Here is a 12,098-nt window from a genome sequence, read left to right on the forward strand (position 1 = left end):
AAATAGAACAGAAGCACCGGGGCGAATATGGCACAGACTGCACTGATCTTAATTGACGTACAACAAGGCTTTGATCATCCCAAGTGGGGGCAGCGAAATAATCCGGCAGCCGAGCAATATATGGCTGCCCTGCTGCAACACTGGCGTGAGCAAGACCAGCCTGTGATCCATGTCCGCCATCAGTCGCAAGAACCAGATTCGCCCCTGCGTGCCGGGCAAGAAGGCTATGAATTCAAGCCGCTGGCACACCCGCTGCCTGGCGAAACCATCTTCACCAAAAAGGTGAACAGCGCCTTCATCGGCACTGAACTGGAAGCCTGGCTGCAAGCCAAAGGCATCAGGCAGCTTGTTATTGCAGGTTTGACCACGGACCATTGTGTATCAACCACCACCCGCATGGCGGGCAACCTCGGTTTTAGCGTAGAACTGGTAGCCGATGCCTGCGCCACCTTTGACCGGCCAGGTGTCAATGGTGAACTGATACCGGCAGAAGAAATCCACCGCGTCCACCTGGCCAGTCTGCACAATGAATTTTGCGTGGTTAAAAATACTTCTGACGTGATTGCTGCTCATACCAAATAAGTGCTCTAGAAATCTGGCTGGCATATCCATGACTTAGCCACCTATAATGTCCATTCCGACAAGCATAGGAATGGACATGGGCAAGCCGATAGAAGTGCATATCGTTCACGCATTTACCCAACAGAACGAAGGCGGCAATCCTGCCGGGGTAGTGTTGAATGCCGACACTTACACCTCCCAGCAAAAGCTGCAAATTGCCCGCGCCGTAGGTTTATCAGAAACTGCCTTTGTCTCAAGCTCAGACTGCGCCACCTACAAGCTGGAATTTTTCACCCCGAATCGACAAATTGCCCATTGCGGCCATGCCACAGTCGCCACTTTTTCACTCTTGCGTGAACTGGGCAAAGTCAGCGAAGGCCTGTGCAGCAAGCAAACCATAGACGGCAACCGCGACATCCTCATCAAGGGCGAACTCGCCTTCATGCAGCAAAGCACGCCGCGCTATCAAGTCATCTCTGCCGATGATAGCAATGGCGCCGACTACACCAGCCTGTATGCCCGCATCTTGCAAAGCATGGGCCTGACCGAGCACGACCTGCTGCGTGACCGCCTGCCCACCATCGTCAATACCGGCAATGCCTTCCTCGCCATCCCCATCATAGGCCGCGAATGCCTGGCCAATATCCAGCCCGACCATGAAGAAATCGGCAACATCAGCGAAGAGCTCGACCTCGTCGGCTTCTATCCTTTTACCCTTGATGTACAAGACAGCAGCCACGCCGCCAGCACCCGCATGTTCGCCCCACGCTACGGCATAGGCGAAGAAGCCGCCACCGGCACCGCCGCCGGCCCCCTGGCCTGCCTGCTCTACACCCAATACAACATCCCCGGCCCGACCTTGCAGATAGAACAAGGCGTACTCATGGAACCCGCCTCCCCCAGCCTGATCAAGGTTGAGCTGGATATACAAGAGGGGCAGATACCCAGCCTCATGGTGGGTGGTCGTGCCAGGGTGGAAAAGACCATGGCGGTGCGGATTTGATGGGCCAAAGGTCGCAAATTCTTGTAAATATTGTGTTTAAAGCCCCTTCCCCTTCAAGGGGAAGGTTGGGATGGGGATGGGGTTCTGCCGCAAATTCAATTGCCGTCAATTTACCGAACCCCATCCCCACCCTAACCCTCCCCTTGAAAGGGAGGGAACTCATCCACTCAGCATAAAGAGTGACACAGCACAAGATGACTATTCCATATCATTTACACAAGCAAAGACCCCGCCCCCACAAAATGTTACACTAGCAGCCTATGCAAGCTGCCCTCGCCCCCAACGTAACACCCCGCATCATCCATCGCGGCATTGAGCCTTACCAGCTCACTTTCGACGCCATGCGCGCGTTCACTGATGCCCGTGATGAGCATACGCAAAATGAATTCTGGATCGTGGAACACCCGCCCGTTTACACCCTGGGCTTGGGCGCCGACCAGTCACATGTGCTGGCCGCTCATGATATCCCGGTAGTGCAGACCGACCGCGGCGGTGAAGTCACCTACCACGGCCCCGGCCAGGTTGTGACCTACCTGTTAATAGACTTGCGCCGCAGCCACCCCAAGGCAAGATTATTCGCCCGCGAATTCGTCAACAAGATAGAACAGGCAGTCATCAACACCCTGGCAGCGTATAATCTCGCTGGTGAACGCAAGGAAGGCGCGCCCGGCATCTATGTCAGCGACGGCCAGTGGCAAGGCGCCAAGGTCGCCGCCCTGGGCTTGAAAGTGCGCGGCAACGGCTGCACCTATCATGGCGTATCACTGAATGTAGATATGGATTTGACACCGTTTTCCTGGATTAACCCCTGCGGCTATGCTGGCCTTGCCACCGTGGACATGAAAACCCTGGGCGTGACCGTGCCGCTAAGCCAAGTCCAGAATGCACTCGCACAGAATTTGCAAGATCTTTTGACTGCCTCCTGATTTTTCGACATCGCTTCATACCATGACAACCGAAAACACACCCGTCGCCACCGCCGCTTACGATCCCACCGAGAAACAAAAAGGGGCAAGCAAGACTGCGCGCATCCCCATCAAGATCATCCCGATGGAAAGATTGCCCAAGCCAGACTGGATACGCGTCAAGGCCGGTTCACCGACCACCCGCTTTTATGAAATCAAGGACATCCTGCGCGCAAACAAACTGGTGACAGTCTGCGAAGAAGCCTCCTGCCCCAACATAGGCGAATGCTTTGGCAAAGGCACGGCCACCTTCATGATCATGGGCGACAAATGCACCCGCCGCTGCCCCTTCTGCGACGTAGGCCATGGCCGCCCTGACCCACTCGATGTCGATGAACCAGCCAATCTCGCAAAAACCATCGCAGCCTTGAAGCTCAGCTATGTCGTCATCACTTCAGTAGATCGCGACGACTTGCGCGACGGCGGTGCCGCCCACTTTGCCGAGTGCATTACCCGCGTGCGCGAATTGTCCCCCATGACACGCATAGAAATCCTGACACCGGATTTCCGTGGCCGCATGGACCGTGCGCTGGAAATTCTCAACATGGCACCACCAGACGTCATGAACCACAACCTCGAAACCGCGCCACGTTTGTACAAGGAAGCGCGCCCGGGTTCTGACTATGAATACTCCCTGAACCTGCTGAAACGCTTCAAGGAGCAACACCCGAACACCCCAACCAAATCCGGCATCATGGTTGGCCTGGGTGAAACCGATGAAGAAGTCCTGCAAGTCATGCGCGACATGCGCGCCCACAATGTCGACATGCTGACCATAGGCCAATACCTGGCCCCAAGCGGCCACCACCTGCCGGTACGCCGCTATGTCCACCCTGACGTCTTCAAGATGTATGAAGAAGAAGCCTACAAAATGGGCTTCGCCCATGCAGCCGTTGGCGCAATGGTCAGGTCAAGTTACCATGCAGATCAGCAAGCACATGGCGTGGGGACGGATGTAAAAATTTAAGAATAGAAGCATAAAAAAACGGCTCATTATTTTCAGAATAATGAGCCGTTTTTTTATGTGAGTCGCGTAGATTGGGCCGGGCCTCTTCACTTATGTAGGTTGGGCTACGCTTCATCAGCCCAACACTAGGCGTTGGAGTGGCATGAGACTAAAACAAAGAAATGTTGTCGTATTCTTCAACTCCCAAATAAGTATCAAGTATTTCGCAGCCCAACCCTGATTCAGGATGATCGTTTTCCCTACCATCAAGCCACTTCACCTACCAGACAAGATAAACCTCTGAACATCAAGCTGCCGACGTCATCATCCCCCGAATCTGCGCCGGGCTCAAACCCAGCGCACGGCGCATGCTGCGGGCGAGATGGCTGGGGTGGGCGAAGCCGGTTTCCAGCGCAATTTCTGTCATGCTCAGCTTGCCTTCCATCATGAGCTGGCGCGCACGTTGCAGGCGTCGTTCCATGACATAGCGGTGTACCGGCATACCTGTCGCTTGTCTGAATAGTGATTTGAAGTGCGACAGGCTGAACCCGGCCACGGCAGCGAGTTCAGCCAGCGTGAGGTCGCTATCCAGATGTGACTCTACATAATCAATAACATGACACAGCCGCCAGCCTGGCAAACCGGGGCCAGTCAGTTTATCTGTCACTGGCTGGCGTGACTGCACGGCAAACAAGCGGGCGGCCAGTGCAACTGCCAGGCTGTCGGCAAAAATACGCCCACCCGGATATGCATCATGATCCTCGGCCTGCATCATCCAGCCTATGCATTCTATCTGTGGGTCACGTATGTGTATGGCTGGTGCAAGCTGGGTATTCTGTGCGCCCAGCTTCATGGCTTCTGCAGTGTCATTCAGGATTTGTGGCGACAAGCGCAACAGCAAAGATGTGGCGGGCTGGGTCAGTGTCCAGCGTGTGCTGGAGCCACCAGGCACGACACAAAACTGGCCGTGCAGGCGAACGCCCTGACGCTCATAATTACCAGCGCGATAAGACACAGGCACAGGGTCACCCAGATGCAGGCAGAGTACATGGCGTGCATCAACAGGGGAATTGAACAGCCCAATTGGCACAGGTGAGGTCAGCACATCAAGCAACGGCAAATCATGGCTGCCAGCACTGCCCAGCAGCGCTGCAGATGGATGGGGATAGCATGCAGGTCTGGTCATCGCGCCCTCTAAGTATGCACACCAGGAGAAACATAAATGTAGCGCAAATCATCCGTCCGTGCTCATGGTCGGCTGTTTGTGCGCGCCATCTCGAAGTGATATTGCTAGCATCGTCTCCACTACTACGGTCCACGAATTAACATCACCAGGAGACAAAAATGAAGAGACGGCTTTTCTTGCAAATCACCCCCACCGTCATTACCAGCGGCATCACTGCGACGCTGATACTGCCAGCGCTGGCCAGGCCCGTTGATCAAGACACGCGGCAGCAGACAACAGATGCCGCAGCATTTCATGCCATGCGCCGCTTTGCCAACCTGCCCTCAGGCAAAATCGCTTATGTCGAACGAGGTCGGGGTGATGCCGCCCTGTTCTTGCACGGTGCGCCACTCAATGGTTTCCAGTGGCGTGGTGCGATAGACAGGCTATCGCCTTACCGCCGCTGCATCGCGCCCGACTTCATGGGCCTGGGTTATACACAAGTGCCAGTACAGCAATCACTGACGGCTGATGCACAGCTGGACATGCTCATCAGCCTGCTGGATCACTTGAAGATAGTAGCAGTCGATATCATTGCCAGCGACAGTGGCGGCGCAGTAGCCCAGCTATTTGCCGCACGCTATCCAACACGCGTGCGCAGCATGTTGCTGACAAACTGCGACGTCGAGCCAGACAGCCCGCCAGCAGGCGTGCAGCCCGTCATCAAGATGGCCCGCGCTGGCACCCTGGCTGACGAAACCGCCAAATGGCTGAGCGACAACACCCTGGCTCGCGCCACCTTTGGTGCTGCAGTCTTCCACGACCCATCAATTCTTAGCGCGGACAATATCGCCTGTTACGTCACCCCGCTAGTCAGCTCACCACTGCGCCGCCAGCAATACCACGCTTTTCACCTTGCGCTGGAACCCAACCCCTTGGCGGGCATAGAGGCAAAACTCAAGCGCAGCAACATTCCCGTCAGGATAGTATGGGGCGGCAGCGACACCCTGTTTTCCATGGCTGATGCGCAATACCTTGACCAGCTATTTCCACAGTCGCGCGGCATACGCGTGGTACCAGAAGGGAAGCTATTTTTTCAGGAAGAGTTTCCAGATTTGATTGCGGAAGAAGCCCGCCGTTTGTGGAAAGTGTGACCAGCATATCAAGCTGGCATGGCAGTGTTGACAGCTAGCTCATCTAGCTGTCATTCATTTCCCACCCAGCGCCGCTATCCGCTCCGCCGCATGCGTATTCTGCGCATCCAGCCCCAGCGACAAACGATAGTGTTTCAAAGCCGCTACCTTGTCCGCCTGAAACTCATACACCTCCGCCAGGCTGTCATGCAGGTTTGCACTGTTGGGATAAACCTGTACGCCAAGACCAAACACCGTCACCGCCTGCTCAGCCATCTTCTTGCTCAGCAAACGATAACCCCAGGAATTGAAATCATCTTCGGTAGGATCAGGCAAACCCTGGGCCGCCTTGATCTTGTTCAATCTGGCCGCCAACCCCGCATAGCCACCCTGCGCAATCTGCTCACGCAAAAGATGTGCCGCATAAGCGCCGCCGTGTGCTTTTCTCAAGCCCGGCAAATAAAAGCCAGCGATATCATCGATCATCCCCTGCGGATCAGCACCTGCCAGATTGGTCAACGTGACGATGGCAAGATCATGACCGGGATACACATAAAACGCCGAACGCGCACCACCCACGCCAGCCACTGCAGCATAGTCGCCCTGCCGCATCACTGGCCAGCCCAGCGCCCACACAGTCGGCTTCCCATTATTGAAAGTACCCGGTGTCCAGAGTTGCTTCAAAGCCGCAGCAGAAATCAGCTTGCCCTGTTGCAGGGCGATGAGCCAGTTGCCCACATCCTCCGCACTGCTATTCATGCCCGCGCCCGTGCGCAAGAAAGGCGGATAGGTCTCAACGATATGCTTGAGGCTGCCACCCGGTTCCTCATATCTGTACGACACCGCCTTGTGCGGTATCACATCACGCGACTCACCAAAGCCCACGCTGCGCATACCCGCAACGGCAAACTGCCGCTTCTGGAAAAACTCGATAAACGGCATGCCACTCAAGCCGTCTATGATCTTGCCCAGCAAAATGTAATTGGTCTGGTTATAGCGGTAGCGCTCCCCCGTCTTGAATTCCATAGGCCAGGTCTGTATCGCCGCCCAAGCCGCATCCACTTCTTGCGGCGTCGCCAGCGATGGGATCTTGCTGCTGATAATGTCAGGAATACCGGAGGTATGCGTAAGCAGTTGCCGCACAGTCACCGCCTGCCAGGCCACAGGCAAACCATCCAGATAACGCGACACTGGTGCAGACAAATCCAGCTTGCCCTCCTCCACCAACTGCATGGCGGCAACGCCGGTAAAAGACTTGGTCGCAGAATTGATGGAAAACACATTCTGGTCATTCACGGCCACCGCATTTGGAATCTCAGCCAGACCATACGACTTCAGCAAAACAATCTTGCCACCCCTGACGACAGCCAATTGCATACCGGGGATGCGGCGTTCCTGCATTTCGTTTTTGATATAGCGGTCAATTTGCTGTTTGATTTCTGTGTCAGAAGGTAGGGCTTTTGCGGAAGTGTCGGTGGCATTTGCAGCATTAGTAGTGACTGTCACTCCTATCAAACTACAGACTACGCAAAGTGTGGCAATCAGTTTTGTCATCTAAATTTGCTTTCAAAGGGAAATACAGCCGAGATATTTGAGTGAGAAATATGTTTACCTAAGCGAGCTAGGCATTGATTGTCAGCATCCAAATATTCCAGCGCCAATGACAATTGGACTTATGAAATATCAAATAGTTCTATGTCCTTGGCCAATCTGGAGAAATACAAATTTCAAAAACATCATATGCTAGCTATGACTCAATACATGAAACCAATGAGCCCTATCAGAAGAATTGGTAATTTGATATTTAAATTCCTTTAAGACCTACAATTTGGTAAACAAAATTAGATGAACTTTATTTCATGAGAACTTATGCAGTAAAGTAAGCATATATAGAAAACTCACATCCACTGGAAATATGACATGGCAGAAACAGAAGGTATGCCAATTACGCCTGCAGTTGTGAAATGGGCTAGAGAGCGCGCTGGCTTTTCAATTGACGACGCCAGTAGGTTATTTAAAAAAATTTCCTTATGGGAAAACGGTGAAGCTAAGCCTACTTATGCTCAGTTAGAGGCAATGGCAGAGCGTTTCAAATGCCCTATAGCGGTTTTCTTTTTCCCCAAACCTCCAGATGTCACTTCGATTGACCAATCCTTTCGTACTTTGTCGTCCGCCGACTTTGCGTCAATTCCGCGCACGGTTCGAAATTTCCTGCGCCAAGGACAAGCTATGCAAATCAATCTTGCTGAGCTAAATGACGGTAAAAACCAAGCTCAAAGGCTTGTTACACGGGATCTACAATTTTCGACGAATACGTCTTTAGATGAGATCGCCACTACTGTACGCAATTACCTTGGTGTCAGCATTGGGACGCAGGCCAGTTGGAAAAGTGCAGAAGTAGCCCTAGAAGCTTGGCGCGAAGTTTTTACTCAAATGGGAATTTTTGTTTTCAAAGATGCATTCCATGCACCTAACTATTTCGGTTTCTGCTTGTATGACACCGAATTTCCGATTATTTATTTGAATAATAGCTCAACGAAAACTCGCCAAATTTTTACACTTTTCCATGAGCTAGGTCACTTACTCTTTCACACAAGCGGCATTGATATTGTTGATGACCATTTCATTCAAAACATAGATGGCGATGAGAAAAAAATTGAGATTATTTGCAATGGTTTGGCCGCAAAAATCTTGGTGCCCGATGCCATTCTGGAAAGTATGATAAAGGGTAGAACACCCAATCGTGAATTGGCAAACAATTTGGCAACTTACTTCTCCGTCAGTCGAGAGGTGATATATCGAAAATTTCTTGACCAAGGATTAATAGACCATGACGAATATGACTCAGCAACAAATCTCTGGATCAGCCAAGTAAAACCAAAGCAAGAAGGTTCAGGTAACTACTACAACAGCCATTTCTCATATCTTGGAATACGCTATATAAATTTAGCATTTAAACGATATTATCAACATCGATTTGACGAAAATCGACTTGCGGAGTACTTGAATATTAAACCGAAAAACCTTCCGGCTTTTGAAGCAAAGTTTGGAGGTAAACTCTGATGTATATAATAGATACTTCGGTAATCTCAGCCCTCCATAAAAATTATTACAGGTCTCGGTTTCCTTCATTGTGGGAAAAATTTGATGCATTGATAGATGATGGGCAATTTGCTTCAGTGCGCGAAGTACTACGCGAACTTGATGATCGAGGCGGGGACAGTTTTGATTGGGCGAAGGTCAATTCCAACCTTTTCACAATTCCAAATGCGAAGGAAGGTTTTTTTATAGCGTCAATCTATGCTGTTGAACATTTTCAAGCAAACATTGAGAAACAAAAATTATTACGCGGTGGGCACAATGCAGATCCATTTTTGATAGCACGCGCAGCGTGCTTAGGTGGAATTGTTCTAACAATGGAGCAATTTAAACCTAACGGTGCAAAAATTCCTAACATCTGCAAACACTTTAACGTGGCGTGTCTTGACCTGCGCGGATTCATGGAAAAAGAAAACTGGATATTTTAAAAAACCATATCAATAACCTTCCTCTCAACCCAGTTTAGCATTGCCTAAAAATGCAACACTGCATGCTGCATATCCATCACTTGGATCGCGAGTGCCGGAAAAGCTTTCTGAAATAAATTCGTCTTTGAGTAAAAAAACCATTGAACCCAACTCAATCATCCCCAACTCAATGATTGCTGGTTCAGCTATACCCGGCAATATGTATGAGTAATAACAACCTCCAATAATTTATTGGAGGTTTTGTTGGTGAATAAAAAATTCCGATTTTTGGTAAAAGCAATATGCTGGCACCATTTCAAACATAATTGGTTGACGTACATATTATTGATAGGAGCATTAGCGCTTAAAGATTATCCAACGGCGATGGCGCGCCTTGAGTCGCTTATTCTTCGGACATTAACCGAAGCCACTGAACTACTGAGTTATTTTCTGAAAAGGAAGAAAAAGAAATTGAAGAAATCAAAGATTAAGCGCGCAAATTAATACTTAACATATCCGGAGGTTGTAAACCTCAACCAGCTGTTGCGACTAGAAGAGCAACTGCAATGGTAGCGTAGCTAAGGCAAGGATGGAATCAAACTCGTTATACTTATGACTGTTACCGTGAATCCCGTCATCAATTGCTATTCAAACGTTTACGTGCAAGTTTTAGCGAGCCGTTCTCGTCTGTGGGAAAGTGCGTTTTCAGGAATAGATTTAATCACAGAAATTGTTCGGGCACAGCCTCAATGGCTTTCTGCAAAAGTATTGTGTGATGAAACTATGCGAGAGGAATGGGTAGAGATTCCTCAGCAACCAACTTGGTATTGCCGAAATCAACTTCTAGTTTTATTGCTCTGCCAGAATGCCAGACCTCCTCCGAGAAGTGCGTAATTTCGCGGCTCCATCGACGAGCAAAAGTTAATTTTTATAATCAAAAAATCTTCTTCCCGTTTTCTACAACATCAATTATTACAAGGAAAGGCGACGCTCATTCCAACTAAAAGCTTGTCGGCTAATTCATCTTCAATGTCTTGCAATAACAACACTCCTGCTTCTCAAATTCCCTAAAAACTAAAATCCTCATCATTCACTTGATGATATTTAGTCATTGATTTAATATCAATTTCATTGCCTTATTTTTAACCAAAAATCCCTTGCAAACTCCCTCCAATTTTCCTGGGAGAATGTTTGCTTCTGCCCCATCCCTCAACCAGAAGGACAAGGAAATGCGTGCTGCACAAATCAGGCGTCATCTTGGTGCGATGAATCAGCCTAAGGCTTTACCGGTGACGGGGACTCAGAAGGGTTTGCTGGGTGGGGTGAATTTGCTGTCGGCTGAATCTATCAGCCCGCAGCCTGGCCCTCAATCACAGAGCGAGAAGCCGCCACTGAACCTGGAATTTTCTCCGCGTGATTATGTGACGTATCTCTTGTCCATCGATGCCGAGATTGAGCATTGCCTGATGGTGCAATACCTGTACGCGGCATACTCGCTGGGTGGGCCGCAGGTGCCTGAGATGTATAGGGATGCGGTGCGTAACTGGCAGGAGGTGATACTGGGTATTGCCAAGGAAGAGATGGGGCATCTGATCTCTGTGCAGAATTCTTTGCGGCTGATTGGTGCGCCGCTGCATATGGAGCGTGAGGATTACCCCTGGGATGGGCCGTTTTATCCTTTCCCGTTTGCGCTGGAACCGTTGACGCTGGATTCACTGGCCAAGTATGTGTATGCCGAATCGCCGGTGGACTGGGAGGGTGGTGCTCTGGGTGACGAGATACGTGCGCGCGTGTTTGCCGAGGTGGATGATCCGCATCAGGTGGCGGTCTTGTTCAATACCCTGATACCGCTGGTGCAAGACCCGGATTATTTGCCTGACTATGTGTTCCAGGCCAACACTTTTCCAGCGCAGGCCAACTGGGCTGAATGGGGGCGTGGCTATCAGGGCGGTAATCGGGGCAACAGCACTGGCCAGCCCAGGCAGACGCCGGATGTATTGGTGGTGCCGCAAACCTGCCGTGACGACATGGTGTCTGCCTTGCAGGCAATTGCCTTCCAGGGTGAGGCGACCACGGGGTCGAGCAAATCACACTTTGTGCGCTTTTTGACTGTGTATATAGAAATGCGCGAGGCGCTGGAGCAAGAGAGCCTGAGCGACAGTGAATGGAGTGCTGCGCGCCCCGATGACTATACGGTAGATGGCTGGCAAAAGCTGCAGCCTGCCAGCAAGCCCGCCTTGCTGCGCGCCACACTTGCACCCTGGTCACCTTCACGCAAGGTGGCGGTCAACCCTTATGTGTCACTGAATACTGAAGAAGAACCTGAACAGGATGGCGGCAAGACCACGCGCATCACGCACCCTGAATCTGTCTTGTGGGCGCAGTTGCACAATGTGCGTTACCGCATGCTGCTGAATTATCTGATACATAGCTTCACGCTGTTTGGTGGCTTGAATGCGGCGGGGGCGATTACGCCGCGTGGTGCCATTGTGAATGGTACTTTTGGTGAGATGTATAACCTGCGTGCGATATCCGATATCTTGATGCAGTCACCCGTATCAACCAAGCCGGATGCAGGTTTTGCCGGGCCGCCTTTCCAGATGCCGTATACCCTGAACAGCCCTTTTGGTGAAGCCAACCGCTGGCGTGGTCACCTGGATTTGTTAACGGCTGCGCAAAACCTGGTGGAAGCGCTATTGCTGATCGCGCCGCCATCACGCCATACTTATCTGGCATCGATGTGTGAAGCGGACAAGAACATGCGTGAGCTGGCGCTGCGTATTTTGTCGGGCAGCATTGATACTGCATTGATCTAGGAG

General features: G+C 51.2%; 11 protein-coding genes. 8 read left to right on the forward strand and 3 right to left on the reverse strand.

The features are described from left to right. Positions 1 to 27 precede the first annotated feature (27 nt). The 4 genes from ACO0LD_RS25965 (at position 28) to lipA (ending at position 3,496) form a co-directional block, all read left to right on the forward strand. On the forward strand, positions 28 to 582 hold the full coding sequence (locus ACO0LD_RS25965; RefSeq protein ID WP_423011395.1) for a cysteine hydrolase family protein: 555 nt from the start codon (positions 28 to 30) through the stop codon (positions 580 to 582). Between the two features lie 46 nt (positions 583 to 628). Further along, positions 629 to 1,564: a PhzF family phenazine biosynthesis protein gene (locus ACO0LD_RS25970; protein WP_423011397.1), complete on the forward strand. Its 936-nt coding sequence runs from the start codon at positions 629 to 631 to the stop codon at positions 1,562 to 1,564. A 260-nt stretch (positions 1,565 to 1,824) separates the two neighbouring features. Continuing rightward, the gene (gene lipB, locus ACO0LD_RS25975; protein WP_423011399.1) at positions 1,825 to 2,490 is read left to right on the forward strand and encodes a lipoyl(octanoyl) transferase LipB; all 666 of its coding nucleotides are present in this window, start codon (positions 1,825 to 1,827) and stop codon (positions 2,488 to 2,490) included. Between the two features lie 22 nt (positions 2,491 to 2,512). Further along, on the forward strand, positions 2,513 to 3,496 hold the full coding sequence (gene lipA / locus ACO0LD_RS25980; RefSeq protein WP_423011401.1) for a lipoyl synthase: 984 nt from the start codon (positions 2,513 to 2,515) through the stop codon (positions 3,494 to 3,496). Between the two features lie 286 nt (positions 3,497 to 3,782). Here the strand turns inward: lipA and ACO0LD_RS25985 are convergent, their stop codons facing one another. Then, positions 3,783 to 4,661: a helix-turn-helix domain-containing protein gene (locus ACO0LD_RS25985; RefSeq protein ID WP_423011403.1), complete on the reverse strand. Its 879-nt coding sequence runs from the start codon at positions 4,659 to 4,661 to the stop codon at positions 3,783 to 3,785. A 158-nt stretch (positions 4,662 to 4,819) separates the two neighbouring features. Here ACO0LD_RS25985 and ACO0LD_RS25990 point away from each other — a divergent pair, with 158 nt between their 5' ends. Beyond that, positions 4,820 to 5,794: an alpha/beta fold hydrolase gene (locus ACO0LD_RS25990; protein WP_423011405.1), complete on the forward strand. Its 975-nt coding sequence runs from the start codon at positions 4,820 to 4,822 to the stop codon at positions 5,792 to 5,794. A 54-nt stretch (positions 5,795 to 5,848) separates the two neighbouring features. Here ACO0LD_RS25990 and ACO0LD_RS25995 read toward each other — a convergent pair whose 3' ends face one another. After that, complete coding sequence (locus ACO0LD_RS25995) at positions 5,849 to 7,327, reverse strand: serine hydrolase (RefSeq protein ID WP_423011407.1); 1,479 nt, start codon at positions 7,325 to 7,327, stop codon at positions 5,849 to 5,851. 366 nt (positions 7,328 to 7,693) lie between these two features. Here ACO0LD_RS25995 and ACO0LD_RS26000 point away from each other — a divergent pair, with 366 nt between their 5' ends. Together ACO0LD_RS26000 and ACO0LD_RS26005 are read left to right on the forward strand one after the other, a co-directional pair. Then, positions 7,694 to 8,836 carry an ImmA/IrrE family metallo-endopeptidase gene (locus ACO0LD_RS26000; RefSeq protein ID WP_423011409.1) on the forward strand — a complete coding sequence of 381 codons (1,143 nt, stop codon included), beginning with the start codon at positions 7,694 to 7,696 and terminating at the stop codon, positions 8,834 to 8,836. Beyond that, entirely contained in the window at positions 8,836 to 9,300 is a 465-nt protein-coding gene (locus ACO0LD_RS26005) for a PIN domain-containing protein (protein WP_423011411.1), read from the forward strand. Before ACO0LD_RS26000 ends, ACO0LD_RS26005 begins: the two co-directional genes overlap by 1 nt. A gap of 24 nt (positions 9,301 to 9,324) precedes the next feature. Here ACO0LD_RS26005 and ACO0LD_RS26010 read toward each other — a convergent pair whose 3' ends face one another. Next, a complete protein-coding gene (locus ACO0LD_RS26010; protein ID WP_423011413.1) occupies positions 9,325 to 9,459 on the reverse strand; it encodes a hypothetical protein in 135 nt (44 codons plus the stop codon). Between the two features lie 1,049 nt (positions 9,460 to 10,508). On the opposite strand from ACO0LD_RS26010, the gene ACO0LD_RS26015 reads away from it, so the two are divergent. After that, a complete protein-coding gene (locus ACO0LD_RS26015) occupies positions 10,509 to 12,095 on the forward strand; it encodes a ferritin-like domain-containing protein (RefSeq protein ID WP_423011415.1) in 1,587 nt (528 codons plus the stop codon). Positions 12,096 to 12,098: the final 3 nt, after the last annotated feature.

Origin of the sequence: Undibacterium sp. Ji83W, assembly GCF_049340385.1 — a bacterium.
GTDB lineage: Bacteria > Pseudomonadota > Gammaproteobacteria > Burkholderiales > Burkholderiaceae_D > Undibacterium.

What these genes read in the sequence shown, in the direction of transcription:
- ACO0LD_RS25985 (WP_423011403.1), bottom strand. Translation starts at nt 4,661, where the DNA reads ATGACCAGACCTGCATGCTATCCCCATCCATCTGCAGCGCTGCTGGGC.
- ACO0LD_RS26000 (WP_423011409.1), top strand. Translation starts at nt 7,694, where the DNA reads ATGGCAGAAACAGAAGGTATGCCAATTACGCCTGCAGTTGTGAAATGG.
- ACO0LD_RS25995 (WP_423011407.1), bottom strand. Translation starts at nt 7,327, where the DNA reads ATGACAAAACTGATTGCCACACTTTGCGTAGTCTGTAGTTTGATAGGA.
- ACO0LD_RS26010 (WP_423011413.1), bottom strand. Translation starts at nt 9,459, where the DNA reads ATGATTGAGTTGGGTTCAATGGTTTTTTTACTCAAAGACGAATTTATT.
- lipB (WP_423011399.1), top strand. Translation starts at nt 1,825, where the DNA reads ATGCAAGCTGCCCTCGCCCCCAACGTAACACCCCGCATCATCCATCGC.
- ACO0LD_RS25990 (WP_423011405.1), top strand. Translation starts at nt 4,820, where the DNA reads ATGAAGAGACGGCTTTTCTTGCAAATCACCCCCACCGTCATTACCAGC.
- ACO0LD_RS26005 (WP_423011411.1), top strand. Translation starts at nt 8,836, where the DNA reads ATGTATATAATAGATACTTCGGTAATCTCAGCCCTCCATAAAAATTAT.
- ACO0LD_RS26015 (WP_423011415.1), top strand. Translation starts at nt 10,509, where the DNA reads ATGCGTGCTGCACAAATCAGGCGTCATCTTGGTGCGATGAATCAGCCT.
- ACO0LD_RS25970 (WP_423011397.1), top strand. Translation starts at nt 629, where the DNA reads ATGTCCATTCCGACAAGCATAGGAATGGACATGGGCAAGCCGATAGAA.
- ACO0LD_RS25965 (WP_423011395.1), top strand. Translation starts at nt 28, where the DNA reads ATGGCACAGACTGCACTGATCTTAATTGACGTACAACAAGGCTTTGAT.
- lipA (WP_423011401.1), top strand. Translation starts at nt 2,513, where the DNA reads ATGACAACCGAAAACACACCCGTCGCCACCGCCGCTTACGATCCCACC.